The sequence below is a fragment of the Profundibacter sp. genome (genome assembly GCF_056498605.1).
The window spans coordinates 1-24,763 of the sequence record NZ_JBSMEZ010000138.1 but is presented as its reverse complement, the minus strand read 5'-3'; the positions used below and the strand labels follow the sequence as shown (position 1 = coordinate 24,763).

24 protein-coding genes, 1 pseudogene and 2 riboswitches are annotated in these 24,763 nt (G+C 56.6%); of the genes and pseudogenes, 11 read left to right on the top strand and 14 right to left on the bottom strand.

All coding sequences use genetic code 11. The features are described 5' to 3' along the window. The first annotated feature begins 269 nt into the window (after window positions 1-269). Window positions 270-1,094: a hypothetical protein gene (locus ACWB12_RS13575; protein ID WP_479530628.1), complete on the top strand. Its 825-nt coding sequence runs from the start codon at window positions 270-272 to the stop codon at window positions 1,092-1,094. A gap of 251 nt (window positions 1,095-1,345) precedes the next feature. Here the strand turns inward: ACWB12_RS13575 and ACWB12_RS13570 are convergent, their stop codons facing one another. Together ACWB12_RS13570 and ACWB12_RS13565 are read right to left on the bottom strand one after the other, a co-directional pair. Continuing rightward, a complete protein-coding gene (locus ACWB12_RS13570; protein WP_479530627.1) occupies window positions 1,346-3,010 on the bottom strand; it encodes a U32 family peptidase in 1,665 nt (554 codons plus the stop codon). 51 nt (window positions 3,011-3,061) lie between these two features. Continuing rightward, window positions 3,062-3,658: a gamma-glutamylcyclotransferase family protein gene (locus ACWB12_RS13565; protein WP_479530626.1), complete on the bottom strand. Its 597-nt coding sequence runs from the start codon at window positions 3,656-3,658 to the stop codon at window positions 3,062-3,064. Window positions 3,659-3,731: 73 nt separating this feature from the next. Next, window positions 3,732-3,821, top strand: a riboswitch (glycine riboswitch). Further along, window positions 3,822-3,901, top strand: a riboswitch (glycine riboswitch). A 72-nt stretch (window positions 3,902-3,973) separates the two neighbouring features. On the opposite strand from ACWB12_RS13565, the gene gcvT reads away from it, so the two are divergent. The 3 genes from gcvT to gcvP all read left to right on the top strand — a co-directional run bounded on the left by gcvT (window position 3,974) and on the right by gcvP (window position 8,411). After that, entirely contained in the window at window positions 3,974-5,104 is a 1,131-nt protein-coding gene (gene gcvT / locus ACWB12_RS13560; RefSeq protein WP_479530625.1) for a glycine cleavage system aminomethyltransferase GcvT, read from the top strand. Between the two features lie 20 nt (window positions 5,105-5,124). Further along, window positions 5,125-5,484, top strand: a complete 360-nt coding sequence (gene gcvH, locus ACWB12_RS13555; RefSeq protein WP_479530624.1) for a glycine cleavage system protein GcvH — start codon at window positions 5,125-5,127, stop codon at window positions 5,482-5,484. Between the two features lie 92 nt (window positions 5,485-5,576). Further along, a complete protein-coding gene (gene gcvP / locus ACWB12_RS13550; protein WP_479530623.1) occupies window positions 5,577-8,411 on the top strand; it encodes an aminomethyl-transferring glycine dehydrogenase in 2,835 nt (944 codons plus the stop codon). Between the two features lie 93 nt (window positions 8,412-8,504). Here the strand turns inward: gcvP and glpD are convergent, their stop codons facing one another. The 3 genes from glpD to ACWB12_RS13535 form a co-directional block, all read right to left on the bottom strand. Then, window positions 8,505-10,070, bottom strand: coding sequence for a glycerol-3-phosphate dehydrogenase (gene glpD / locus ACWB12_RS13545; protein WP_479530622.1), 1,566 nt, complete (start codon window positions 10,068-10,070; stop codon window positions 8,505-8,507). A gap of 16 nt (window positions 10,071-10,086) precedes the next feature. Beyond that, on the bottom strand, window positions 10,087-10,830 hold the full coding sequence (locus tag ACWB12_RS13540) for a maleate cis-trans isomerase family protein (protein WP_479530621.1): 744 nt from the start codon (window positions 10,828-10,830) through the stop codon (window positions 10,087-10,089). 125 nt (window positions 10,831-10,955) lie between these two features. Then, window positions 10,956-12,668, bottom strand: coding sequence for a bifunctional sulfate adenylyltransferase/adenylylsulfate kinase (locus ACWB12_RS13535; protein WP_479530620.1), 1,713 nt, complete (start codon window positions 12,666-12,668; stop codon window positions 10,956-10,958). A gap of 249 nt (window positions 12,669-12,917) precedes the next feature. Between ACWB12_RS13535 and ACWB12_RS13530 the strand changes: the two genes are divergently transcribed. Next, window positions 12,918-13,916 (top strand): succinylglutamate desuccinylase/aspartoacylase family protein, encoded by a 999-nt coding sequence (locus ACWB12_RS13530; protein ID WP_479530619.1) that lies wholly within the window; start codon window positions 12,918-12,920, stop codon window positions 13,914-13,916. Between the two features lie 13 nt (window positions 13,917-13,929). Here the strand turns inward: ACWB12_RS13530 and ACWB12_RS13525 are convergent, their stop codons facing one another. Beyond that, window positions 13,930-14,442 carry an RES family NAD+ phosphorylase gene (locus ACWB12_RS13525; RefSeq protein WP_479530618.1) on the bottom strand — a complete coding sequence of 171 codons (513 nt, stop codon included), beginning with the start codon at window positions 14,440-14,442 and terminating at the stop codon, window positions 13,930-13,932. Further along, the gene (trxB, locus tag ACWB12_RS13520; RefSeq protein ID WP_479530617.1) at window positions 14,432-15,379 is read right to left on the bottom strand and encodes a thioredoxin-disulfide reductase; all 948 of its coding nucleotides are present in this window, start codon (window positions 15,377-15,379) and stop codon (window positions 14,432-14,434) included. The genes ACWB12_RS13525 and trxB overlap by 11 nt, the downstream gene beginning before the upstream one ends. A gap of 195 nt (window positions 15,380-15,574) precedes the next feature. Between trxB and ACWB12_RS13515 the strand changes: the two genes are divergently transcribed. Then, a complete protein-coding gene (locus ACWB12_RS13515) occupies window positions 15,575-16,075 on the top strand; it encodes an Lrp/AsnC family transcriptional regulator (RefSeq protein WP_479530616.1) in 501 nt (166 codons plus the stop codon). A gap of 2 nt (window positions 16,076-16,077) precedes the next feature. Here the strand turns inward: ACWB12_RS13515 and ACWB12_RS13510 are convergent, their stop codons facing one another. The 5 genes from ACWB12_RS13510 to lgt all read right to left on the bottom strand — a co-directional run bounded on the left by ACWB12_RS13510 (window position 16,078) and on the right by lgt (window position 20,389). Next, entirely contained in the window at window positions 16,078-16,770 is a 693-nt protein-coding gene (locus tag ACWB12_RS13510) for a Hint domain-containing protein (RefSeq protein WP_479530615.1), read from the bottom strand. A gap of 413 nt (window positions 16,771-17,183) precedes the next feature. Further along, the gene (locus tag ACWB12_RS13505; RefSeq protein WP_479530614.1) at window positions 17,184-17,333 is read right to left on the bottom strand and encodes a hypothetical protein; all 150 of its coding nucleotides are present in this window, start codon (window positions 17,331-17,333) and stop codon (window positions 17,184-17,186) included. Window positions 17,334-17,673: 340 nt separating this feature from the next. Further along, the gene (gene pgeF / locus ACWB12_RS13500; RefSeq protein ID WP_479530613.1) at window positions 17,674-18,432 is read right to left on the bottom strand and encodes a peptidoglycan editing factor PgeF; all 759 of its coding nucleotides are present in this window, start codon (window positions 18,430-18,432) and stop codon (window positions 17,674-17,676) included. After that, entirely contained in the window at window positions 18,429-19,496 is a 1,068-nt protein-coding gene (locus tag ACWB12_RS13495; RefSeq protein WP_479530629.1) for a class I SAM-dependent methyltransferase, read from the bottom strand. Before ACWB12_RS13495 ends, pgeF begins: the two co-directional genes overlap by 4 nt. An 8-nt stretch (window positions 19,497-19,504) precedes the next feature. Beyond that, window positions 19,505-20,389: a prolipoprotein diacylglyceryl transferase gene (gene lgt, locus ACWB12_RS13490; RefSeq protein ID WP_479530612.1), complete on the bottom strand. Its 885-nt coding sequence runs from the start codon at window positions 20,387-20,389 to the stop codon at window positions 19,505-19,507. A gap of 96 nt (window positions 20,390-20,485) precedes the next feature. On the opposite strand from lgt, the gene ACWB12_RS13485 reads away from it, so the two are divergent. Then, window positions 20,486-20,767 carry an accessory factor UbiK family protein gene (locus ACWB12_RS13485; protein ID WP_479530611.1) on the top strand — a complete coding sequence of 94 codons (282 nt, stop codon included), beginning with the start codon at window positions 20,486-20,488 and terminating at the stop codon, window positions 20,765-20,767. 176 nt (window positions 20,768-20,943) lie between these two features. Here the strand turns inward: ACWB12_RS13485 and ACWB12_RS13480 are convergent, their stop codons facing one another. Next, window positions 20,944-21,477 carry a C-GCAxxG-C-C family protein gene (locus tag ACWB12_RS13480; RefSeq protein ID WP_479530610.1) on the bottom strand — a complete coding sequence of 178 codons (534 nt, stop codon included), beginning with the start codon at window positions 21,475-21,477 and terminating at the stop codon, window positions 20,944-20,946. An 82-nt stretch (window positions 21,478-21,559) separates the two neighbouring features. Then, window positions 21,560-22,585 (bottom strand): 2-hydroxyacid dehydrogenase, encoded by a 1,026-nt coding sequence (locus ACWB12_RS13475; RefSeq protein WP_479530609.1) that lies wholly within the window; start codon window positions 22,583-22,585, stop codon window positions 21,560-21,562. A 247-nt stretch (window positions 22,586-22,832) separates the two neighbouring features. On the opposite strand from ACWB12_RS13475, the gene ACWB12_RS13470 reads away from it, so the two are divergent. The 4 genes and pseudogenes from ACWB12_RS13470 to ACWB12_RS13455 form a co-directional block, all read left to right on the top strand. After that, the gene (locus ACWB12_RS13470) at window positions 22,833-23,336 is read left to right on the top strand and encodes a type III secretion system chaperone family protein (protein WP_479530608.1); all 504 of its coding nucleotides are present in this window, start codon (window positions 22,833-22,835) and stop codon (window positions 23,334-23,336) included. Window positions 23,337-23,376: 40 nt separating this feature from the next. After that, complete coding sequence (proC, locus tag ACWB12_RS13465; protein ID WP_479530607.1) at window positions 23,377-24,198, top strand: pyrroline-5-carboxylate reductase; 822 nt, start codon at window positions 23,377-23,379, stop codon at window positions 24,196-24,198. Next, a complete protein-coding gene (locus ACWB12_RS13460) occupies window positions 24,195-24,536 on the top strand; it encodes a tRNA-binding protein (RefSeq protein ID WP_479530606.1) in 342 nt (113 codons plus the stop codon). The genes proC and ACWB12_RS13460 overlap by 4 nt, the downstream gene beginning before the upstream one ends. Beyond that, window positions 24,536-24,763: pseudogene (locus ACWB12_RS13455) on the top strand (D-glycerate dehydrogenase); the annotation flags it as partial. The gene ACWB12_RS13460 and the pseudogene ACWB12_RS13455, both read left to right, overlap by 1 nt.

Here is a 24,763-nt window from a genome sequence, read left to right as displayed (position 1 = left end):
CTGTTTTAACCGCATCAAGGACTGGCGCTCATTGTCATTGCGAACTTTCCGTTGCCCTGAAACATTCCTCTCTGCTGCCCATCTCGCTGCAATTGCTATTTGGTATTTATGAGTCTACGCCCTAGGGGGGTGCTGAGTAATATGGACAGATGGCGGGTTTGAGCCCAAAGTGCCAGATGCTGCGGTGGGTTAAAACGGCGGCTAAGCGCAGTTAGTGTACTTTGTAAAGTTTAGTTGACGGCATTCATTAGAAGAGGCACTCTTTCAACATGTCCACAACCTTATTACCATCGTCTCTATATAAAAAATGCCTAAACCACTTTGAAGAAATGCGTGAACAAGGTTTCGTTGTATCCAACGCGGTTCCTATTCCGTACTTCGGAGATTGTGCTGCTTATCTTCAATCAGATTTACGGATTGTGACCGCCGCCCTCAACCCATCTGACGCCGAGTTTACCAACGCCGGCACAGCACGTTTTGACTTGGATTTGGGCTTGTCCGGCCCACTAGGTTTGGAGGGGGTGCTGTCAGAATACTTCAAACGAAATCCATATGCAGGGTGGTTTAGCAGTTTTGAGCCTGTTCTTAACGGCATGGGAGCTTCGTATGGTGGTACAATGGATAAGGAGGCAAAGTATTCACGGACCGCATTACATTTAGATATGTGCTCCCCTATCGCCACTTCACCGACTTGGTCAAAACTGCCTAACCCTTCAAAGGACAGTCTTACAGATATGGGTAAAGAGGTGTTTGAAGAGTTACTGATCGCGCTGAAGCCACATATTGTAATCGCCTCCGTAGGATGGGACCATATCACGTCGTGGAACTCGACGTTCGAAAATGGCCGCAAATGGCCGATCGTGCAGTCCCACGAGAATTCAAAGGATGGAACGAAGCTCCGGTCCCCTCTGAAAGTACATGCCGAAATGGTGTCGGTAGGCGAATCTGACAAGCTGTTTTTTGTGAATGGTTCAGCTGCCGATAAACCTTTTGGCCGCTTCACCACCGAAAGAAAAACTAGTGTTGGGAAAGTGCTTTTGACGGAGCTTTCCAAGCAACAATCGACGGCAGCATTGGGCCGGAAATCGACCTGAAAGCAAGAACATCGAAGGCACCCTCGCACCACATAGCCGACCTTTGCGGAAACCACAGCGAATGTCCGGTTTCCGCCGTTTCTGTCGATGCGGCATGTCCGCTTTGGGGCTGGGAGCGGACATAGAGGCGGTTGTACCGATTGTCACTTTGTCCGCATAACTACCTTTCACTTAGGGTTCGTTATGTAGAGTTAACGAGCGAGCTCTCTCCGAATTATTTATTCACAGGCACAGCTTTTGGACCACCGCGCTCACTCCGCAGGCAGTTTGAACTCTGCCGCCTCGGCCCGTGTCAGTTGCTCGCCCTGTTTGCGTTTTTGCAGCACTTCGCGGGCGCGGGCGTATTGGTCGTCTTCCCAGAACATCATGCAGCCGTTGCAGCCTTTGCCGCAGCAGCCATCAACCCCGATGCGGTTGGTTTTGAAGCGGCGGTCGCCAGTGTTTCCCGAGGTGTTTTCCTCGATTTTGTCGACCAGCGCGTCGCGGCGTTTGGTGTAGGCGGCGGGGTTGTCCTTGCCGCTGATTTCCAACCCTTGGGTTAGTTTATCCAGCCGGATGCGGGCCCATTGCTCATCGGTCAGGGCGCGTTCCTTGCGCATCACGCTATATTGCGGGAAGCGGGCGCGCAGGGCGTTCGGGTCTTCGTGGTCGAACAGCGAGAACGGGATGCGGATGGTGGTGCGGGTACCGCCGTGGATCACGTCTTTTTTCTCTCCGGTGGTCGAATCCTCAAAGTCATACATCCGCAACAGCACGGTTTCGCGGGCGATGGGCGAGACGAAATCGAGCACTTCGCCCGCTTCCAACTTGTTCTTGACCTCGACCAGAAATGCGTCTTCGGTGACCTCGGCGACCACGCCGGCGTATTCCCAATGGGCCATGGCGGCGGTGTGCTCATAGTTGTGCGCATGGTTGGTTAGGCGGCCCTCATGGAACGCGAGCGTGTAGCCGCGATTACCCACCGATTCCAACTCGCGCATGTAGGGCAGCGGGTTCCAGTTTTCGGGGTCTGCATAGTAGTCGTCGATGGCCATGCGGTAGGCGCGCGCAACGATGGCGGCGTAATATTCGGATTTGCCGCGCCCCTCAACCTTGAGGCTATCGACGCCAATGCGCAGATATTCGTCGAGTTTGGGCATGATGCACAGGTCTTTGGAATTCAGGATGTAGGAGCCGCGCGAGTCTTCTTCGATCGGGAGGAGATCACCAGGGCGGCAGCCTTCTTCGAGCAGGAATTCGAACATGTCGTAGTTCTCATCGGTGATGTGCAGGTCCTGCACGGTGCCGTCTTTCATCCGCATGCGGAATTTGTAATTCCAACGGCAGGAATTGGCGCAGTTGCCTTGGTTCGCGCCGCGTTCGGACATGAAGTTGGACAGCAGGCAACGGCCAGAATAGGTCATGCACATGGCGCCGTGGACGAAGGCCTCTAGCTTGATATCAGGGCATTCTTCGCGGATTTCAGTGAGTTCTGCGAAGGAGACCTCGCGGGCCAAGACGACGAGTTCGGCACCGAGGTCTTGCCAGAATTTCACTGATAGCCATGACGATACGTTGCTTTGGGTCGAGATGTGCAGCGGCAGTTCGGGCGCGTGGGTTTTGACGAACTGGAACACGCCGGGGTCGGCGATGATCAGGCCGTCAGGTTTCACCTGCCGCACGGTTTCGACGTATTCTTTCAGTTTCGGGATGTCTTTGTTGTGGGAGAACAAGTTCAGCGTGAGGTAGGCGCGTTTGCCGTGGGCGTGGCAGAATTTCACCCCCTCGATCACGTCGTCCAGCGAGAACTCCGATTTGGTGCGCAGGGACATGTCGGGGGTGCCCAGATACACGGCGTCGGCCCCGTACAGGATTGCCATTTTTAGTTTGCGCAGATTGCCTGCGGGCATCAGTAGTTCGGAACGGTGTTTGTTCATTGGTTCGCGCCATGAATAAGGGAAGGTTGGCGGGCTTTTACACTGGCGGGGCTAGAATGCCAAATCAATTGGTGCGTCGGGGTCAGGGACGCGGACCATTGCACCGGCCGCTGCAAGGTGGGCGTCTACCAGTGCAGTTTCTACTGTGTTCAGGATGCAGGCGCGGGGGTATTGCGGGGTGGCACGATCGTTCAGGATCGGCCCGCCCCAGCCATCGGTGGTCGCAAAAAACCGCGCCACACCGTCCTCGCCAAATTCTGCCAGATAACCCTGCACAACCACATCCAGATAGGACAGCAGGATCGGATTTTGCGCGGTTGGCGGATAGTGTGCGTCAGCACTGATGGCGTATATTGCGACTTCCGGATCGTGGTTAATTTCGTGATTGATCTGGTGGGTGGCATCATGGCGCAGATACGCCCGCTCGCGGATATCGAGGGCGGCCCAGTCGCCGTTTGGCACCGCAGCAATCAACCCTTCAATCGTGCTGGCCGGATCGGGAACTGCCGTCAGATAACATAAATCGCGGCTAGGAGACCGTCGCCACGCCCTGCGCCAGCCGGTGATCTGGGCCGGATGGGCCTGCGCATAGTCATGCGTATTGCGGTTCACCAGCGAACCATAGCCAAAGAAAAAAGGATCATTCATATGGTGATTTGTGCATTCGTATGCAGATGAATACAACCCCTTGCGAGCATTCAGACACTGGTCTAACGTGCCCACGTCAACATCGGGAGAATCTGGTGAATTCCAGTGCCGAAGGAGCATACGCCCCGCTAAACTCTCAGGCCCAAAGGACCGACTGTTTGACCGATAAAACTCTGGAGAGTGGCGCGATGTGCGCCCGCCGAAGGGATAGCGATCTCAGGCGAGAAGGACAGAGGGGGCATTGATATGGCGGCTAGATAGGCCGTTGAATTGGTGCCGGAATATTTATCTGGTTAATGGCAAGGGGGCAAATGAATGTCTGATTTGAAACGAACTGGTCTGTATGACTTGCATCTGGAACTGGGTGCAAAGATGGTGCCGTTCGCGGGCTACGAAATGCCTGTGCAATACCCGATGGGGGTGATGAAAGAACACATCCATACCCGCACCGCTGCGGGCCTGTTTGATGTCAGCCACATGGGGCAGGTTATCTTGCGGCCAAAATCCGGCAATGTTGATGATGCGTCCTTGGCGTTGGAGCGGTTGGTGCCGGTGTCATTGCTGGCGCTAAAGGATGGTCGACAGCGGTATGCGATGTTCACCAATGATGCGGGCGGGATTATGGATGATTTGATGGTGGCCAACCGAGGCGATCATTTGTTCGTGGTGGTGAATGCGGCCTGCAAGGATGCAGATATTGCGCATATGCGGGCGAATTTGGCGGATGCATGCGAGATCGAAGTGATCGGGGATCGGGCTTTGCTGGCGTTGCAAGGACCGCTGGCCGAAGCGGTGCTATGCGGCATCGCACCCGCCGCTGCCGACATGCGGTTTATGGATGTGGCTGTGCTGGCGTCCGAATTTGGTGATTTGTGGGTGTCACGCTCGGGTTATACCGGCGAGGATGGCTATGAGGTTTCCGTGGCCAATGATCAGGCCATGGCGTTTGCACAGGCGCTTTTAACTTCGGACGGGGTGATGCTGATCGGCCTTGGCGCGCGCGACAGTCTGCGGCTTGAGGCGGGCTTGTGCCTGTATGGAAATGACATTGATGAAACCACTAGCCCTGTTGAGGGCGCGATAGAATGGGCCATTCAAAAGGCGCGCCGCAAGGGTGGCGAGCGTGAGGGCGGCTTCCCCGGTGCGGACCGCATCCTGAACGAACTGGAAAACGGGGCGCTTAGGCGGCGGGTTGGTATCCTGCCCGATGGCCGTGCGCCGATGCGGGCGCATACGATGTTATTTGCGTCTGAGGATGCAGATGCGCCAATGGGCGAAATCACATCCGGCGCGTTTGGCCCAACCATCGGGCGCCCTATGTCGATGGGCTATGTCACTATTGAATTTGCCGCAACGGGCACAAAAATATTCGCCGAGGTGCGGGGCAAACGTTTGGCCGCGACTGTGGCGGATATGCCGTTCCGGCCCTCAACCTACAAACGATAATTCCAAAGGGAGAAGAGACTATGAAATTCACAGAAGAGCACGAATGGCTGCGCGTTGAAGGTGACGTTGTGGTTGTGGGGATCACCGAACATGCCGCTGAACAGCTGGGCGATGTGGTGTTTATCGAACTGCCCGACGCCGACACCGAGGTCGTCAAGGACGACGAGGTTGTGGTGATTGAATCGGTTAAGGCGGCCTCTGACATTCTGGCCCCGATTGATGGCGAGATTGTCGAGGTGAACGCGATGCTGGTGGATGAGCCGGGCAAGGTGAATGAAGATGCCCAAGGGGATGCGTGGTTCTTCAAGATGAAGATCGCGGATGCGTCCCAGATGGACGAAATGATGGACGAAGCCGCCTATAAGAAATTCATCGGCTAACCAACCGATCATTAGCCCTTACAGGCGTCTTTGCTGAATGAAGAGTGTCCTGCTAAGGGCCGATGAATGCCTGCTTGAAATTGGAGAACACCATGTCTTTTGCGCCCACCGATTACCTGCCTTACGATTTTGCCAACCGTCGCCACATCGGACCGTCGCCCGAGGAAATGGAGGCGATGCTGAAGGTGTTAGGGGTGGACACGCTGGACGAGTTGATTGACCAGACGGTGCCCGAAAGTATCCGTTCAAAGGAGCCGCTGGAATTTGGCAAGCCCAAGTCCGAGCGTGAATGGATGTGGTTCATCCGGCAGGTGGCCAAAAAGAACAAGGTGTTCACCACGATGATCGGGCAGGGGTATCACGGATCAATCACTCCGCCCGCGATCCAGCGCAATATTCTGGAAAATCCGGCGTGGTATACGGCCTATACCCCCTATCAGCCGGAGATTTCCCAAGGCCGTCTTGAGGCGTTGTTGAACTACCAAACCATGATCACTGACCTTACGGGGTTGGAGATCGCCAACGCGTCCTTGCTGGACGAGGCGACAGCCGCCGCCGAGGCGATGACGATGGCGCAGCGTCTGGCAAAATCCAAGGCGGGTGCGTTTTTTATTGACGAAAACTGTCACCCCCAAAATATCGCGGTGATGCAGACGCGGGCGCAGCCCTTGGGTATCGAGGTGATTGTGGGCTGCCCTGATGATCTGGAGGCCGACAAGGTATTTGGCGCTATCTTCCAATACCCGGGAACCTATGGTCATCTGCGCGATTTCACGCCGCAAATGGAGGCGCTGCACGAGGCCAAGGCCGTGGGCATTGTGATTGCAGACCCGATGGCGTTGACCATTCTGAAGGAACCCGGCGCAATGGGAGCGGATATTGCGGTTGGCAGCACCCAGAGGTTTGGTATTCCATTGGGATATGGCGGTCCACACGCCGCTTATATGGCGTGTAAGGATGCGATGAAACGAAACATGCCGGGCCGGATTATCGGTGTGTCGATCGACAGCCATGGCGACCCAGCGTACCGTTTGTCGCTGCAAACCCGCGAGCAACATATCCGCCGTGAAAAGGCGACATCGAACGTCTGCACCGCGCAAGCTTTGCTGGCGGTGATGGCGTCGCTTTATGCGGTGTTTCATGGGCCAAAAGGGTTGCGGGCAATTGCCCAGCGTATTCACCGCAAAACCGTGCGGATGGTGCGTGGACTGGAGGATGCGGGGTTTGTGATCGAGCCTGACACATTCTTTGATACAGTGACTGTTGATGTCGGCCCGCTGCAGGGTGCGATTATGAAAGCGGCAGTGGATCAACGGATCAACCTGCGCAAAATTGGCAAGACCAAGCTGGGGATCACGCTGGATGAAACCACGCGATCCGACACGTTGAAGCGGCTGTGGCGGGCGTTCGGGATTGAGCGCACGGACGAGGATTTGCATGCGGAATACCGTGTGCCGGACGCGTTGTTACGGACCTCGGATTATCTGACGCATCCGGTGTTCCATATGAACCGCTCCGAGACTGAAATGATGCGGTATATGCGCCGTCTGGCGGACCGTGATCTGGCGCTGGACCGCGCGATGATCCCGCTGGGATCCTGCACGATGAAGCTGAATGCAGCCGCCGAGATGATGCCGCTTAGCTGGCCTGAATTTGCCCATATCCACCCGCTGGCCCCTGATGATCAGGTGGTCGGCTTTACCGAGATTATCGAGGATTTGAGCAATAAACTGTGTCTGATCACTGGTTATGACGCGATGTCGATGCAGCCCAATTCGGGGGCGCAGGGCGAATATGCAGGTCTGTTGACGATCAACGCCTATCACCGTGCAAACGACGAGGGGCATCGCAATATTTGTCTGATCCCCGTGTCGGCACATGGCACCAATCCGGCCAGCGCGCAGATGGCGGGGATGAAAGTGGTTGTGATCAAATCCGCCGAAAACGGCGATATTGATGTTGCTGATTTCCGCGCCAAAGCCGAGGCGGCGGGTGGTGATCTGGCGGCTTGCATGATCACCTATCCATCGACCCACGGGGTGTTCGAGGAAACCGTGCGCGAGATTTGTGATATTACCCATGAATTTGGCGGGCAGGTTTACATCGACGGTGCCAACCTGAACGCGATGGTTGGGTTGACCAAAGTCGGTGAAATCGGTGGGGATGTCAGCCATTTGAACCTGCACAAGACATTTGCCATTCCGCATGGCGGTGGTGGGCCGGGCATGGGGCCAATCGGAGTAAAATCGCATCTGGCACCGTATTTGCCGGGCAATCCGGTGGGAGGCGAGGGCGCGGTTTCGGGGGCGGCGTATGGGTCAGGATCGATCCTTGTGATCAGCTGGGGCTACGTGATGATGATGGGCGGCGCTGGTTTGACCCAAGCCACCAAGGTGGCGATTTTGAACGCCAACTATTTGGCCAAGCAGCTGGAAGGCGCATATGACGTTCTGTTCAAGGGCAAAGGCGGGCGGGTTGCGCATGAGTGCATTCTGGACACCCGCCCGTTTGAGGAAAGCGCCCATATCACTGTGGATGACATTGCCAAGCGTCTGATCGACAGCGGGTTCCATGCGCCGACGATGAGCTGGCCGGTGGCGGGCACCTTGATGGTGGAGCCGACCGAGAGCGAGAGCAAAGCCGAGCTGGACCGGTTTATCAAGGCGATGCTATCGATCCGCGCCGAGATTGGCGAAGTCGAAAGCGGGTCGATGGACGGGGAGAATAATCCGCTGAAGAATGCGCCGCACACGGTGAGTGATCTGGTGGCGGATTGGGACCGGCCCTATAGCCGTGCGCAGGGCTGTTTTCCGCCTGGCGCCTTTAAGGTGGACAAATATTGGCCGCCGGTGGGGCGGGTGGATAATGTCTATGGCGATCGGCATCTGGTTTGCACTTGTCCGCCGTTGTCAGATTATGAGGACTAGTTAGGCGGAAGCCCTGCGGGCTGCTTGATGTCTCGCTTACGCTCGGGATTTGCGCTGCGCGCGGCAGGTATTTAAGGCAAGAAGAAGGGGCCTTCAGAGGTAATCTGTGAGGGCCTTTTTTTCATCCGGTGTCAGGTGCAGGCCGAGTTTTGTGCGCCGCCACAGGATGTCATCTGCAGTTTGGGCGAACTCGTTTTGCACCAGCCAGTCGACCTCAACGGCATAAAGCGTCCAGCCGAAGTGTTGGCCAAGATCACCCGTGGATTTTGCATCCCCCAGCAGGTTGAAAACGTCGGTGCCATAGGTTCGCATCAGGCGTAGCGCCCATCTGTCGTCAAGGAACGGGTAGCGGAATTTTATGTTGGCGAGCAATGCGTTAACACCATCAACGGGGAAGTCGCCGCCGGGCAGCGGGATACCTGCGGTCCAGTTATCCGGCAGGTCGGGAAAGAACGGCGCGAGCTGTTTTAGCGCGGTTTCGGCGAGGCGGCGGTAGGTGGTGATTTTGCCGCCAAAGATGTTCAGAAGCGGCGCGGTGGGCGCATCATCGGCCAGAGAAATAACGTAGTCGCGGGTGGCGGCGCTGGCCGAGGAGGAGCCATCATCATAAAGCGGGCGCACGCCGGAATATGACCAGACAACCTGATCCGGCGTGACGGGTTTTTTGAAGTAGCCGGAAGCGAATTTACAAAGGTAGTCGCGCTCGGCCTCGCTGCATTTTGCCGAGGTATCGGCGTCGGGGTGGTCGGCGTCGGTGGTGCCGATCAAGGTGAAATCGACCTCGTACGGGATGGCGAAAATGATGCGCCCGTCTGTGCCTTGAAAGAAATAGGCGCGGTCGTGGTCAAACAGGCGGGGCACCACGATGTGGCTGCCACGCACCAGGCGGATGTTTTGTTTGGTCTGGTGATTTAGCGGGCCTGTCAGCAGTTCTTTGACCCACGGCCCACCGGCATTCACCAGCGCGCGGGCGTGGTGGGTTTGTTGTGTGCCATCGGGGGATTGGGTGGTGATTTCCCACAGGTCATTGACGCGGATGGCTTTGGTGACTTTGGTGCGGGTCAGGATGTTGGCACCGCGATTGGCGGCGTCACGGGCGTTTAGCGAAACGAGACGTGAATCCTGCACCCAGCAGTCGGAATATTCATAGGCTTTGCGATATTTTGGGTTCAGCGGCACGCCAGCCGGATCATGGGCGAGGTTTAGGGTCCGGGTGGCGGGCAGGATTTTACGTGCGCCCATGTGGTCATACATGAACAGCCCAAGGCGGATCAGCCAAGCAGGGCGGCGCCCCTTCATCCACGGCATGATGAAAGACAATAGTTTTGAAACCGGCGTGTCGTTCTCGAACCGCATGTCCTTGTGATAGGGCAGCACGAACCGCATCGGCCACGAGATATGCGGCATGGCGGTGAGCAACACTTCGCGTTCGCGCAGCGCCTCGCGCACCAGACGGATTTCAAAATATTCCAGATAGCGCAAACCGCCGTGGAACAGTTTGGTCGAGGCCGAAGAGGTGGCCGAGGCAAGGTCGTTCATTTCGGCCAGTGTCACCGACAGGCCACGCCCTGCTGCATCGCGGGCAATGCCGCAGCCGTTGATGCCGCCACCGATGATAAAAAGGTTTGTAGTGTCTGTCGGGGCTGGCTGTTTGTTCATAGGGATCATCCGGTTTTCAATAATCGCGCATCAGGCGACCGTATCCTTCAATTTTATCGTCAATTCCAGCCAGTCGCAACACATCCCAAATCATTGCCTGATTGGAACAAATCACCGGCTTGCCCAACCTTTGTTCAAGACGATCAACTATATCAAGCGAACGTAACGCGCCACAGCTAATGAATATGGCGTCCACATCTGGGCCGTCCAGAGAAGCGGCGTATTCGGCGATGAAATCGGGGCGTACGCGGATCATATCGCTGTCGCGTTCCAGATTTAACCCCTTGATGCGGGGCACCTCAAATCCGGCGTCTTGCAGGTATTTGGCCTCAAATGCGTTGATTTCATCCAGATAGGGTGTGGCAACCGCAATGCGTGATACACCAACCGCACGCAATGCACGGATTGCGCCAGTGATGAGCGAGGTGGCGATGGCCGCGGGTGCGCCCTTGTTCAGCTCGGCAAAGACGCGGGTTTCGCCAATCACCAGACTGCCCGAGGTGCAGCCATAGGTGATCACATCAAGGCTGCCGTCGGGCAACAAAGTGCTGGCGGCGCGGGCCAGATCATCGGCCATTCGGGCGAGGCTTGCAACGGTGATGCTGTCGGGATTGGCGGCGCGGGTAAAGTGCATGCCGACTCCGGGCGGGCACAGGCGAGATACGTTTTCCTCGATTGTTTGCTCGGTTGCCAGCAGCACAAACCCGATTTTCGCGCGGCTGTGTCGGCCATCATCGAACATAGCGTTGGTTTGCGGCATTGGTTGCATCCTTGACTGGCTATGCGTGACGCGAGTAAACGTTACTCTTGGGTGATTGCCAAGACCAAAGAAAAAGGCCGCACCCGTAAGGTTGCGGCCATTGGTTTGTTGTTTCGTGGCGAGGCCTAACCCGCAATCAAACCCATGCTTTCGAGTCTCAGCAGCACCTGATGGGCGCAGTTATCAACCTCGACGTTTTCGGTTTCGACAGAAAGTTCGGGGTTTTCAGGGACATCGTAAGGGTCGGAAATACCCGTGAATTCCTTGATCTTGCCAGCGCGGGCCAGTTTATACAGCCCCTTGCGGTCACGGCGTTCGCATTCCTCAATGGAGGTGGCGACGTGGACTTCGATGAACGCTCCAAAGGCTTCGACATCTTCGCGAACCGCGCGGCGGGTGGTGGCGTAGGGCGCGATTGGCGCACAGATGGCGATACCGCCGTTTTTGGTGATTTCACTGGCGACATAACCGATACGACGGATGTTCAGGTCGCGGTGTTCCTTGGAAAAACCCAGTTCCGAGGACAGGTTTTTACGAACGATGTCACCATCCAGCAATGTCACTGGGCGGCCACCCATTTCCATCAGTTTGACCATCAGTGCGTTGGCGATGGTGGATTTGCCAGAGCCGGAGTAGCCGGTGAAAAACACCGTGAAGCCCTGTTTGTGACGGGCGGGGCGGGTTTTGCGCAGTTCTTCAACTACGGCGGGGAAGGAAAACCATTCAGGGATATCCAGACCTTCCGACAAGCGGCGGCGCAGTTCGGTGCCCGAGATGTTCAGGATGGTGACGGTGTCTTTGTCCTTGATCTCGTCGGCGGGCTCGTATTGGGCGCGTTCCTGCACATAAACCATATGTTTGAAATCGACCATTTCGATGCCCATTTCGTCCTGATGCTCGCGGAACAAATCCTGTGCGTCATAGGGGCCATAGAAATCATCACCTGCAGAATTTTTGCCGGGGCCAGCGTGGTCACGGCCAACGATGAAATGGGTGCAGCCGTGGTTTTTACGGATTAATCCGTGCCAAACCGCCTCGCGCGGGCCAGCCATGCGCATGGCAAGGTTTAGCAGCGACATGGTGGTGGTCGAGGACTGATATTGGTCCAGCACCGCCTCGTAACAACGCACGCGGGTGAAGTGGTCAATGTCGCCGGGTTTGGTCATGCCAACGATGGGGTGGATCAACAGGTTGGCCTGAGCCTCGCGGGCGGCGCGGAAGGTCAGTTCCTGATGCGCGCGGTGCAGCGGGTTGCGGGTTTGGAAGGCCACAACTTTGCGCCAGCCCAGTTTGCGGAAATAGGCGCGCAATTCATTCGGGGTATCGCGGCGCGCCTTGAAATCGTAGTGCACGGGTTGCTGGATGCCGGTGATCGGGCCGCCAAGGTAGATTTTGCCAGCCGTGTTGTGCAGGTAGTTCACCGCAGGATGCGCATCATCATTGGCGCCGAATACTTTTTCGGCCTCAAGCGATTTGTTTGGCTCCCATTTGTCGGTGACCGACATAATGGCAAGGATTACGCCTTCTTGGTCGCGCAGGGCGATATCTTGGCCGGACTTGATGCTGTCAGCAAATTTCTCATTCACATCCAGTGTGATCGGCATTGGCCACAAGGTGCCATCGGCAAGCCGCATGTTCTCAACGACGCCGTTATAATCATCCTGTTTCAGAAACCCCTTAAGCGGGCTGAACCCGCCGTTCATCAGCAGTTCCAGATCACAAATCTGGCGCGGGGTCAGATCCCACGAGGTCAGTTCGCCGGCCTCGACCTTTAGCTTTTGCGCACTTTCGTAAGAGACATACAGCTCCGGAATCGGGGCGAGGATGGGCATGGACATTGGATACTCTCGTTCTGTAATTGTTATTGGTTTTGCGGGCCTGTTCACAAAGGCGTATTCACGCGCAAATAACGCGGGAATGTGGCCAAATTCAAGCAGGACGTGGCCTGTTTTGCGAGAAATAGTGCGAAAAATCCGATTTGGTGCTGCTGTGGAACAGTTTTTATGATTATCATCAAGGGCGCGCCTTGGCATTGCAAAGACGACTTGGTTATATTCGCCTAGAATGATGCGGAATGAGGATTTTTCATGTCAGCAAGTCTGATCCGTTCGGATATAGATTTTGAGGCCGAGGGAAAGCATACCGGTTATTTGCGCCTGCCCCATTCGGTTCACCGCAGCGCATATGGTCGCATTCTGATCCCGATTGTGATGATCAAGAACGGCGAGGGACCGACGGTATTTCTGATGTCGGGCAATCATGGTGATGAGTACGAGGCGCAAATTGCCCTGACCAAGTTGTGCAGGGAACTGGATGTTGGCGATATTCAGGGGCGGCTGATTATAATGACGATGGCGAATTATCCGGCTGCGGCGGCGGGGACGCGGACGGCACCGATAGATGGCGGTAATCTGAACCGTTTGTTTCCGGGCAATTCACATGGCACTCCAACCGAAATGATTGCACATTATATCGAGGAAGAAATGTTGCCGATGTGCGACTATTTCTTTGATTTCCATTCGGGGGGGGCGTCGCTGTATTATCCGGCGACATTGCTGCGCGGGCTGGGGCATTCTGCGGAAGAATCCGAGATGTTGATCAAATTGCAGGCGGCGTTTGATGCGCCTTATGCGTGGGTGTTTACCAGCGGTGGAGGGCGTAAATCCACGGCGCGCACGGCGATGGGCGGGGCAGGGCGCAAGGGTGCGATCACGGTGATGGCTGAACTCGGCGGTGGTGGGTCGGTGACGCGCGAAATTTTAGCGCTGACAGAACGGGGTATTCGGCGGATGCTGCATTGCGTTGGCATGTTGCCGTCTTATGTTCCGGATGCGGCGGGCGGCACGCGGGAATTGACCATAACCGACAGTGTTATCGCCTATGACGACGGGCTGTTCGAGCCGTATTGCGATGTGGAAGACGAGGTCAAAAAGGGTGATGCTGCGGGTGCAATCCATTTCCCGCAAGACCCGTGGGAAGAGCCGAAAACCCTGTATTTTCAGCATGATGGCATGGTTTTATGCAAACGGGTTCCCGGGCAGGTCGAGCGCGGGGACTGTCTGTTTCAGGTCGGAAGTGATTTGTAAGGCCGCAATTTGATCAGCTGCTTTCGGGGATGAACCGTTCAGGCGTGCCTGCGATCCGGACCTGTGCACCGTGGTCAGAATTCCAGTTAAACAGGACGATATGCCAGCGCAGGCGGGGTTCGCGCCGACAGGTGTATATCATCCCGTCGGCCCCCGTTTGGCGCACCGCATCGCTGGCTTGCCAACTGGTTGCGGGGATGCCCTTTTGGCGTTGTGGCACCCACGGAACAGAGGGGGTTTCCAGATCAATGCCAAGGGCTGCGCAGGTGTCGGGGGCGCGTAGATCGCAGAGGTTTGCGCCCGTTACATCAAGCGGGATAATCACGCGGGGTGGATCATCCGGTTTTAGGTAAACGGCGACAGCGGCTGATGCGGCATCAACGGTGGGGGAGCAGTAAAAGGCGGGTTGGGCATGGTGGTGAAAACGCCCCTCGGGGTGGATCACTCCGCCTAAAACGCGCAGAGCGTCATTGGCAAAAGTGATCCGGTAAAAGCGCCCCGAAAGGGGGACGAACCTAGGTGTCATCCTGTTCGGCCAAGAACCGTTCAGCCTCGAGTGCGGCCATGCAGCCCATGCCTGCGGATGTGACGGCCTGACGGTATTTATGGTCGGTCAGATCGCCTGCCGCAAACACGCCAGGGATTGAGGTGGCAGTGCTGTCGGGCTGGGTCACGACGTAGCCGCCCATGTGGGTTTCCAGCACGTCATTGACCAATTCGTTGGCCGGTGCATGGCCGATGGCGATGAACACGCCCTTGCAGGGGATTTCGGTGATCTCGCCGGTTTTGACGTTTTTGGTTCGCACACCGGTGACGCCTTTGGGGTTGTCTTCGCCAACCACTTCGACCAGTTCGTTAAACCACAAGGGTTCGATTTTGGGGTTCTTCATCAGGCGATCCGCCAGAATGCGTTCGCTGCGCAACTCGTCGCGCCGGTGGATCAGGGTGACTTTGCTGGCAAAATTGGTTAAAAACAGCGCTTCTTCAACCGCCGTATTGCCGCCGCCGACCACGACGATTTCCATGCCGCGGTAAAAGAAGCCGTCACAGGTGGCGCAGGCCGAGACGCCAAAGCCTTTGAATTCTTCCTCGGTGTCCAGACCCAGCCATTTGGCGCGCGCGCCGGTGGCCAAAATAATTGCATCCGCCGTGTAAACCGTGCCGCTGTCACCTTTGGCGGTGAACGGGCGTTTGGACAGGTCCAGATCGGTGATGATGTCGCTGATAATCTCGGTGCCCATGGCGCTCGCATGTTCCTGCATTTTGATCATCAGATCAGGGCCTTGGACTTCGGTAAAGCCGGGGTAGTTTTCAACGTCGGTGGTGGTGGTCAACTGGCCGCCCGGTTCTAACCCTTGCACCAAAATCGGCTCCACCATAGCGCGGCTGGCGTAGACGCCGGCGGTGTATCCTGCAGGGCCGGAGCCAATAATCAGAACTTTTGTGTGACGTGTGTCGGCCATGATAGCCCCCTTTGAAAACTGGTTGTTCAGATTGATATAATCGCCCAAGGCGGGCAGGAAAAGCCCCCGTAGACCACGCGCGGGGAAATGACGCGGAGTTTACCGGTTTGCTAAGAATATTGCGCAATTGTGAAATATTGTTGCGCACGGGCGGGCCTGCGCATACAATCCGCGAAAATGATGTAAGGGATAATCATGGTCGCATCGAAACTTGATCCAATTGACCGGATGATACTGGCTGAATTGCAGGCTGACGGGCGGATGACCAATGTCGAACTGGCCAGACGTGTCGGCATTTCGGCCCCGCCGTGCCTGCGCCGTGTGCGCACGTTAGAGGAAAGCGGATATATTCGGGGCTATCATGCCGATGTGGATGCACGCGCGTTGGGGTTCGAGGTGCAGGTGTTTGTGATGGTCGGTCTGGAGCGTCAGGCCGAGGCGGACCTGTCGGCGTTCGAGGTAAAATGCCAAGGCTGGCCGTTAGTGCGTGAGTGCCACATGCTGAATGGCGAGGTCGATTTCATCCTGAAATGCGTGGCGCCGGATCTTTCGACATTCCAGAATTTCTTGACCGAGCAGCTGACCTCGGCTGACAATGTGGCCAGTGTCAAAACGTCATTAGTTATTCGCGGCGCCAAGGACGAGCCGGGCGTGCCGTTTGACGTATTGGAAAAACGGCTGAATAAATCTGCCTGATCCTATGCGGCCAAAACCCCGAGAGCCGCATCAAATGACATGCGTGGATATGCCAGTGATCCGAACGCACTTAAGGATGTAATGTGCGGGAACAGTGTTAAAAACAACGACCGCATTTCGCCGTTCAGGCGCATTTCGTCCCGATATCCGGGGTGATAACTTTCGATGTCCAACCCGTTGGCGCAGATGATCTGGTGCTGCGCGAACGCCAGATGATATACGCGCACCGGCGCTGCGGGGGTGATTTCCAGCACTGTATCGCCATCAATAAAGGCGGTGATCGGGGCAAGGGCGGCAGTTGTGCCCATAGCCGATATCAGGGCGGAATCCTGACGGAACAGGCGGGCCCGCGGCCCCAGCAACAGATCGGGCATCGGGCGGCCCAGACCAAAGCTGTCGGCAGTGATGCGTGACAGGTTACTCATGCCCTCGGTCTGGTGTTCAGCGCCGGAAACGATGTTCATTGACCCGACCCATAGTAGTGTTTGCGCCCCGTTGTCTCGTGTGCAAACGCGGGTGCCCGGCAGCAGGTCTTCGACCGCAACCGGCCCGTCTTCGGTGGCAATAAGCGTACCCCGCGCCATGGCGCAAAAGGCGTCTTCAAACACCGGCATCGCAGGGGCGATCCGGTTGAAATCGATAATTTCGGAATTGTGGCCCAGATAGGCGACCTCGTAACGGCGTGTCCGAGGCATGGCACGCAGAGGTCGCCTGTCTGGTCGAGCGGTCCACGTATGAGGAACCGTATTGTTATTCTCTATGCCCATTGGTTTTGAGCGGCGGGGATAGTCCATGATGCGTCCCTTTCGGTGGCACATCTTCCTTCGGTCCCCACCGAAGATGCATAGTGAATTTGTTAAGACTAAAATGAACGCAATGGCGGTGCATTGTCAAAAATTAACGGTTAATGGATGCAGATCGGCGTTCAATCAGGTCCGATTGCAGGAACTGTTTCCAAAATCAGGGCCGAAGCGCCTTATTTTGATTCGGAAGCCGGGAAACGGGCAACGAAAAAGGCCACCTGTGAAGGTGGCCTGAGAACTTGTTAAAATGTGGATGTCGTCAAAATGTTCTTGGTTGCGCAGTAAATCACTGCGTGTCGAAAATATCAGGCGCGAACGGTTTTCAGCGGTGCTGTGCGTGCGCCACGTTTTGCGATCCATTCAGTGCGACGTGCGCCGCGGGTCCAAGGCATAACCACGTCGGTTTTTGCGGCCTCGGTGATAATGTTGCTGATCATACGTTTTTGCTTTTGCATCTGTCTGCTCCCGTTTGGTTCATATTGGGCGGTGCGCTGCGTAACCTGTAGGCGCTTGCCGCGAAATTCTGTGTCAACATGTGCTGACAAGACTTAATATGGCGGGGCATTCGGGCGGCAGAATGGCGGGAAACAAGAAAGTTTGAATAAAAACTAATTTATTTTTGGGCAAATAAGGCGCGGGTGCTGGCAGACGCTGCCTAGAACATTGCGCTTTGTTTTATGGGGGATTGGGCTGTTTGCTTGCACCAATCCACTGAAATTACGTGGATTGTTTCCTGAACTTGGGCAGGACTTGGGCAAGATTTGCCATGGTTGCGTCTAATTTCGTCTGGCCAGGCTAAATCCGGATGACAGAAATCAGCCGCCCGTAATCGGCCTCTTTTTGGTGGACGCTGCGCCGGTAGGAATAAAACCGGCCTGCATCGCTATAGGTGCAATGGCGGCTCCATTCAGCCTGAGCCACGCCGGCCTTGCGCAAACGGTGCAGCCCAAAGGCGGGCAGATCAAACTGGACACGATCGCCCGTGCCACCGGAAAAGAACCGTGCGTGGTCTGGGTCATCTGCTATGAAGGTGTCCATAAATTCCGGCCCGACCTCATAGGCGGCTTGGCTGATGCAGGGGCCGATGACGGCGGCGATGTTGGCGCGGGTCGCGCCCAGTGTCTCCATTGCGTCCAGCGTGGCCTCGAGTATGCCGCCAATGGCCCCCTTCCATCCGGCGTGGGCCGCGCCAACGACGCCGGCCTGCGGATCAGCAAACAGCACAGGCGAACAATCTGCGGTCAGGATGCCCAAAGCAATGTCGGGTGTGGCCGTGACCATCGCGTCGGCCTTTGGGCGCTTGCCACTGATCGGAGCGGTGAGTGTCAGCACTTCGGCGGAATGATATTGGTGAACCGAGGCAAGGGCACCAGCGTCCACATCCATCGCATCGGCCACGCGGCTGCGGTTCAGGGTGACGGCCTGCGTTTGGTCGGAGGATCCGTGCCCGCAATTCAATCCCTCGAAAATACCGCTGGAGGCGCCGCCGCGACGGGTAAAGAACCCGTGGCGAAATGCGGACAGACTGTCAGCGGTAAGAATTTCAAGGGTCATGGCGTAAATCCGGGTGGGGGTTGATGGCCGTTGGGATAAAAAGCGATGGCTTTGAACAGGGTGCCCATTTCGGTGGGATCGGTCAAGCGCCTGTGGGCGGTGGTGTGCGTTTCAAGCGCTGTCCCGCTTAGCCCCTGTGCCAATGCTTCGGCCCGCTGATCAATACCCAAACGTTGCAACAGTTCGCCTTGAGGGATTATTTTACTGACAGGGGTGTGGGTGACGGCGGCCACGGCCAAGGCTTCAAAATCCACATGGGCTGTGATGTCGGCCTCGCCGGGGTGGGCCAGCGGGGTGTCGAATTCATGGGCGCGCAGGGCTTGAATGGTGTCGCCCAAGGAGCGCCAGTCGCCGTAGTCGATGATGATCGCTGCGCCACCGTTAGCAGCAATGCGGGCGGCGATTTCGGTGGCGATGGCGGTGGCCGCCCCGCACACCTCGACCAGATCACCGTCGCGGCAATCTTTGCGCCGGTGGTTCAGCGGCGGCACATCGCCCACGCCGGATGCACCAAAGGCCAGTTCGCCATCGGTGACACCGACAAGGCGCTCGCGCCAGCCATCTGCGTCCATGATGTATTGGTGGATTGGCAGGGCGTCGAAAAACTCGTTGGCCAGAAGGTAAAGCGGTGCGTCAGCCACTTCACCGATGGTGCCGACCCATGTGACGTCATAGTCCGACAGGCTCTCGCGTTGCACTTTTTGCAGTGCTGCTGAGGCTTCGACCAAGGTGATTTGGGCGGCGGTGTGGAAACCGGCCACGCCTTTGGTGGCGCGTAAAACGTCGGCCATCAGGGTGCCGCGCCCGGGGCCAAGTTCGGCGAGGATGAATTTGGTGGGCGAGCCTTGTTGCAACCATGTCTGGGCCAGACACAGGCCCAGAAGTTCACCAAACATCTGGCTGATTTCGGGCGAGGTGGTGAAATCGCCATCCGCACCGAACGGATCACGGGTGGAATAATAGCCGTGTTTGGGGTGCAGCAGGCATTCGGCCATATAGTCGGCCAGCGTAATTGGCCCCGTGTCGGTGATGCGGTCGATCAGGATTTTGGCCAGTGGAGTCATCTGTGGCGTCATGTGCGTTTCCTTGCGATGATGATGAAAAGGATGCCGATGGCGATCATCGGGAGCGATAGTTGCTGGCCTTTGGTTAGGCCGAAGTCGCCAAATTGCATGACGTATCCCATCGGATTGGTCGCGGTGATGAATTGGGCATCGGCCTGACGGAAGAATTCAACGATAAAGCGCGACACGCCATATCCGGCGATGAACAGGCCCATGAGTTGGCCTGGTTTTTTTAACCAACCGCGTCGCCATGCAAGGAACAGGATCACGGCGCCAAGGATCAACCCTTCCATCGCGGCCTCGTAAAGTTGTGAGGGATGGCGGGCGCAGAGGCCTGCGATGTCGGGGCAATCCTGAGCGGCGGTTCCGGGGAAGATCACCGCCCACGGCAGGGTCGAGGGGCGGCCCCACAATTCGGCGCTGTTGAAATTGGCCAAGCGGCCCAGCAACAGGCCCATCGGGGCGGCCATCGCCATCAGATCGCCAAAGGGCAGCATTTTGATGCCGTGTTTTTTGCAAAAGATCAGGCCGGCGAGCACCACGCCCATAAACCCGCCATGAAACGACATGCCGCCATTCCAGACTTGCAGAATTTCGCTTGGGTTTTGCAGGTAATAGGCGGGCTGGTAGAACATAACGAAGCCAAGTCGTCCGCCAAGAATGATGCCAAGGATGGCCCATGTCAGGAAAGCCTCGATCAGGTCAGGGGTTGTGGGTGCGATTTCGTCACGCCACAGGTTGGGGGTGCGCACGGCCCGCAGCACGATGCGGTAGCCGATGATGATGCCGACGATATAGGCCAGCGCATACCAGCGCAGGGCGAATGAAAACCCGCCAATATCAAAGCTGAAGATTTCATTGCCAATGCCGGGGAAAGGGATAATAAACTGCATATTTGTTAACTGCCTTTTGTGGATTGGCAAAGTCAACCTTGAGATTTGCCGTTTGTCACCTCATATATGCGTTAACAGCAAACGCCGGAGGCAACCATGCAAACCCGAAATAAAGTTCTAGACGACATTTCCGATATGTTCACCAATGCGATGGGCGTAGCCCAAGGGGCGAAAGATGAAGCCAACACAGCGATGAAAAGCTGGATTGACCGCTGGATGGCGGATAAGGATTTCGTTTCGCGCGAAGAATTTGATGCGGTTCGGGCGATGGCGCAAAAGGCGCGCGAAGAAAATGAAGCGTTAAAGGTGCGGCTGGATGCGTTAGAGGCCAAGCCTGCGGCCAAAAAGAAAGCGGCCCCTCGCGCCAAGAAAGCCTGAGTTTAACGATGCGGGCTGACGCCCACGCTCTATAGTTGGTAAAACCCCCTCGGTCCCCCTGAAGGGGGAGGCGATGGGGGATGAGTGGTGGAGAAATACGCACCGTTTTCGTTTGGGGAGAGGGCAGAGCCTCCGGCGGAGATATTTAGGAAAAAGAGAAGGGGGCGGTTTGCGCTCTATTCCTCTCTATCCTTTTCGATCTCCAGTATCTTTTCGGCTGCGACCTCGGCGGCAATTCCGCAGACTTTTAGGCAGCCGTTATCACCATGTCCCCCTGCATCTAGGAACGCCTGATAGTCGTCCTTGTCGGTCATATCAAAGGCGCGGCCATAGATTTTGGCGTGGATTAGTTTGCATAGGGTGCCTTCTAGTTCGCCTTCAAAGCCGAACTGTTTTTTCAGCTCTTCTTTATATCGCGCGATGATGTCGGCAGACGGGTCCATGGAATCGCGGTAAGTCTGGGTGTCTTCCATTTTCTCGCGCCCCACGACCAGACCCAGCGCCATAAGTGATCCGAGCAATGCGCCACAGGTTTCGCCGTGGCGCGCAACACCGCCTGATAGCACGGTGGCAGCCTTGAAGACCTCGGGGCTGCCGATGCCGAACTCGTCTTGCAGGGCAAGCAATACCCCTTGCGAGCAGCCGCTGTGGCGGTCGTTCTCATGGGCGTTTTTCTTGACCCGCTGAATGCGTGTATTGTTCGAGGCCATTTTTATCTCCGCGCTGGTGGATGAATTTCAAGTCTAGCGGTATTCTGTAGTTCTGACAAATATTTGACGCATCGCCCGTGTATCATGTGCCAAACGTCACGCCGCATTGTTGTGCCAGCAGGCGCGGGTCTTTGGATTTTACCAGAACGGGGTCACCTGCCAAAAGTTCAAAGCACCTTTCAAGCGTTTCCGCCTCTAATCTTTGCATGGCTTCTTTGGTGTAAAACGTAAGATGCGGGGTTAGAATGACGTTGTCCATTTCAAAGAGCGCGCGCATCGGGTGGGTTGCGCGGTTCAACGGCTCGTGGCTGTAGACGTCCAGCCCTGCAGCTGCGATTGATCCGTTCTGGAGCGCTTGCACCAAAGCGGCCTCGTCCACGATCGCGCCGCGTGATGTGTTGATCAGGATGGCCGAGCGTTTCATAGCCTGTAATTGCGGTTCGCCAATCAGGTGGTGCGTGTCATTGTTCAGGACGCAGTGGATCGAGATGAAATCGCAAGTTTTCAGCATGTCGAGCAGATCATCGCATTTTTCAACGCCGGCGGCCTGCATCGTTTCGCGTGACATGTTCGGATCATACCCCAGAACGTTGGCCCCAAACCCCGATCCCGCCATGCGGGCCATGCTTTGGCCGATTTTGCCGACCCCGACCAGCCCGATGGTTTTTTGGGCAATGTCAGAACCCAACCATTGTGCTGTGGGCCAGACCCAGCCTTTGGCCTGCATGGCCTGATGCATCGGCACCAGTTTTTTCGCTAAAGCGATCAGCAGCGCAAAGGCGCCCTCGGCCACGGTTTGTTCGGCGTATTCGGGGATATTAGCCACCGGAATATTGCGGGTGCGGGCGGCGTCAATATCGATGGCATCGATGCCGACGCCGTATTTGACAATACCTTTCAGGTGCTTGGCGTTCGCAATAACCTTGGCAGTGATCGGGGTGTAGCACATCAGGATCAGGTCGGCGTCGCATGTTTCATGCAGCAGCGTGGCGTCGCTCACGTTATCGGGCAACAGGACCAGATTTATCCCAGCCTCGCGCAGGGTGCGGTCAATGTGTGGGCATTCCAGTTCTTGATCGGTGCGGACAATTTTGATTTGGTTTTTCATACCTGTGCGGCCCCATTTTGGGCTACGAGGCCATTTTTAAGTCTCTGTGTCTAGCCTGTCCAACGGGTATTCTATGGCAAGGGCATTATTTATCTGGGGATAACCTGAAGAAACCACTTTACAGATTCATCCCCATGCACCACCATATCTAGTAATGGCGAGGGGTAACATCCACTCGTTCTGGTATATAGACCTAGTCATCGTGGGCTGCCACCCGCGCGAGGCTGTAGCAGTAGAGGTCAGGCACATGTCACTATCCGAACAGTTTATGGATGTAGATGATCTGCATCCAATCGACATCGTAGAAACATTGGCCGAGCATCACGCATGGGATTTTGACCGTGTGGCCGACGACCAGATCGCGATGGCGGTCATAGGGCAGTGGCGCACCTATTCGATCACGCTGGCGTGGTCGGCACAGGACGAAACCCTGCGCATGATCTGCACCTTTGAAATGGAGCCGCCGGAAGAGAAGCTGCCGCAGCTGTACGAGGCGCTGAATTCGGTGAATGACCGCTGTTGGGCTGGGGCATTCACCTATTGGCGGGAGCAACGTTTGATGGTTTATCGCTATGGGCTGGTGTTATCGGGCGGCCAGATCGCGGGGCCCGAGCAGATATCGACGCTGATTAACGCTGCGGTGGATTCGGCAGAGCGGTTCTATCCGGCGTTTCAGCTGGTGGTTTGGGGTGATCAACCGGTGGAGCAAGCGATGCAGGTTGCTATTGCCGAGGCTTACGGTCGCGCCTAATCTTTGACCCTGAACAACGGGTTATACAGGGCAAATCAAAATGGACATGAATGATGTAATTGATCGCGGGCTGGTGTTGCTGGGCTGCGGCAAAATGGGATCGGCAATGCTGCAGGGCTGGCTGGGGCAGGGCCTGCCTGCGTCGTCAGTCTGGATCATGGACCCGCGTCCCAGTGACTGGGTGCAGGGGCTGGTTGCGGACGGGTTGCATCTGAACGCGGATTTACCTGCTGCACCGGCGATAGTTTTGATCGCTGTGAAACCGCAGATGATGGCCGAAGCGTTGCCCCTGTTAACCCCGCTTGGCAATGGCACTACGCTGTTTATCACCGTGGCCGCTGGCACGCCGATGTCGTTTTACGAGGCCACATTGGGCGGGGATACCCCGGTGGTTCGCGCCATGCCAAACACCCCCGCTGCTGTGTCGCGCGGGATAACGGCGTTGATTGGTAACGGGGCGGCAACGCCGGATCAGATCGCGTTGGCTGAAACATTGTTACAGGCGGTGGGCCAAACGGTGCGATTGGATAGCGAGGCGCAGATTGATGCGGTGACGGGGGTTTCGGGGTCCGGTCCGGCCTATGTTTTCCTGATGATAGAGGCCTTGGCCGCTGCCGGTGTTGAACAAGGGTTATCGCCCGAACTGGCAATGAAGTTGGCCAAGGCGACGGTGGGTGGTGCTGGTCAATTGGCGGAAATGGCGGATGAGGATCCGGCACAGTTACGGGTGAATGTGACCAGCCCGCAAGGCACAACGGCGGCGGCGTTAGAGGTTTTGATGGACGCGCAAACGGGACTGACACCGTTGATGGTTCGGGCGGTGGCGGCATCGGCTGACCGGTCACGGGAGTTGTCGAAATGAGCAACGACCTGACGTTTGATGATTTCCTGAAGGTGGATATTCGGGTGGGCGAGGTGGTGCGGGCGCAAGCCTATCCCGAAGCCCGTGTTCCTGCGATCAAACTGTGGGTGAATTTTGGCGACGAGATGGGCGAGAAGAAAAGCTCGGCCCAAATCACGGCGCATTACACGCCGGAAGGCATGATCGGCAAGCGGGTGATGGCGGTGGTCAATTTCCCGCCGCGCCAGATTGGCAAGTTCATGTCGGAAATTTTAGTACTGGGGGTGCCCGATGCGGACGGGGGCATTGTGCTGCTGGTGCCGGATCAGGACGTGCCACTGGGCGGGAGGATGCATTGATGGCAAACCTGTTGGTGTCGCGGGCTTTGCCTGATGCGGTGATGGCGGCTTTGGCTGCTGAATTCGAGGTCGCCGTACGCCCCACAACCCAACCGATGAGCGAAGACGAGGCGGCAAGTGCGCTGATGGCGTATGATGCGGTGCTGCCGACGCTGGGCGACGGGTTTACGGCGGCGGCAATCGGGCGTGTGTCGGACCCGCGTTGCAAGATATTGGCGAATTTTGGG

Excerpts from the sequence above, each read along its gene's own strand:
- ACWB12_RS13575 (WP_479530628.1), top strand. The coding sequence starts at position 270 with ATGTCCACAACCTTATTACCATCGTCTCTATATAAAAAATGCCTAAAC.
- ACWB12_RS13570 (WP_479530627.1), bottom strand. The coding sequence starts at position 3,010 with ATGAACAAACACCGTTCCGAACTACTGATGCCCGCAGGCAATCTGCGC.
- ACWB12_RS13565 (WP_479530626.1), bottom strand. The coding sequence starts at position 3,658 with ATGAATGATCCTTTTTTCTTTGGCTATGGTTCGCTGGTGAACCGCAAT.
- gcvT (WP_479530625.1), top strand. The coding sequence starts at position 3,974 with ATGTCTGATTTGAAACGAACTGGTCTGTATGACTTGCATCTGGAACTG.
- gcvH (WP_479530624.1), top strand. The coding sequence starts at position 5,125 with ATGAAATTCACAGAAGAGCACGAATGGCTGCGCGTTGAAGGTGACGTT.
- gcvP (WP_479530623.1), top strand. The coding sequence starts at position 5,577 with ATGTCTTTTGCGCCCACCGATTACCTGCCTTACGATTTTGCCAACCGT.
- glpD (WP_479530622.1), bottom strand. The coding sequence starts at position 10,070 with ATGAACAAACAGCCAGCCCCGACAGACACTACAAACCTTTTTATCATC.
- ACWB12_RS13540 (WP_479530621.1), bottom strand. The coding sequence starts at position 10,830 with ATGCCGCAAACCAACGCTATGTTCGATGATGGCCGACACAGCCGCGCG.
- ACWB12_RS13535 (WP_479530620.1), bottom strand. The coding sequence starts at position 12,668 with ATGTCCATGCCCATCCTCGCCCCGATTCCGGAGCTGTATGTCTCTTAC.
- ACWB12_RS13530 (WP_479530619.1), top strand. The coding sequence starts at position 12,918 with ATGTCAGCAAGTCTGATCCGTTCGGATATAGATTTTGAGGCCGAGGGA.
- ACWB12_RS13525 (WP_479530618.1), bottom strand. The coding sequence starts at position 14,442 with ATGACACCTAGGTTCGTCCCCCTTTCGGGGCGCTTTTACCGGATCACT.
- trxB (WP_479530617.1), bottom strand. The coding sequence starts at position 15,379 with ATGGCCGACACACGTCACACAAAAGTTCTGATTATTGGCTCCGGCCCT.
- ACWB12_RS13515 (WP_479530616.1), top strand. The coding sequence starts at position 15,575 with ATGGTCGCATCGAAACTTGATCCAATTGACCGGATGATACTGGCTGAA.
- ACWB12_RS13510 (WP_479530615.1), bottom strand. The coding sequence starts at position 16,770 with ATGCCTCGGACACGCCGTTACGAGGTCGCCTATCTGGGCCACAATTCC.
- ACWB12_RS13505 (WP_479530614.1), bottom strand. The coding sequence starts at position 17,333 with ATGCAAAAGCAAAAACGTATGATCAGCAACATTATCACCGAGGCCGCA.
- pgeF (WP_479530613.1), bottom strand. The coding sequence starts at position 18,432 with ATGACCCTTGAAATTCTTACCGCTGACAGTCTGTCCGCATTTCGCCAC.
- ACWB12_RS13495 (WP_479530629.1), bottom strand. The coding sequence starts at position 19,496 with ATGACTCCACTGGCCAAAATCCTGATCGACCGCATCACCGACACGGGG.
- lgt (WP_479530612.1), bottom strand. The coding sequence starts at position 20,389 with ATGCAGTTTATTATCCCTTTCCCCGGCATTGGCAATGAAATCTTCAGC.
- ACWB12_RS13485 (WP_479530611.1), top strand. The coding sequence starts at position 20,486 with ATGCAAACCCGAAATAAAGTTCTAGACGACATTTCCGATATGTTCACC.
- ACWB12_RS13480 (WP_479530610.1), bottom strand. The coding sequence starts at position 21,477 with ATGGCCTCGAACAATACACGCATTCAGCGGGTCAAGAAAAACGCCCAT.
- ACWB12_RS13475 (WP_479530609.1), bottom strand. The coding sequence starts at position 22,585 with ATGAAAAACCAAATCAAAATTGTCCGCACCGATCAAGAACTGGAATGC.
- ACWB12_RS13470 (WP_479530608.1), top strand. The coding sequence starts at position 22,833 with ATGTCACTATCCGAACAGTTTATGGATGTAGATGATCTGCATCCAATC.
- proC (WP_479530607.1), top strand. The coding sequence starts at position 23,377 with ATGGACATGAATGATGTAATTGATCGCGGGCTGGTGTTGCTGGGCTGC.
- ACWB12_RS13460 (WP_479530606.1), top strand. The coding sequence starts at position 24,195 with ATGAGCAACGACCTGACGTTTGATGATTTCCTGAAGGTGGATATTCGG.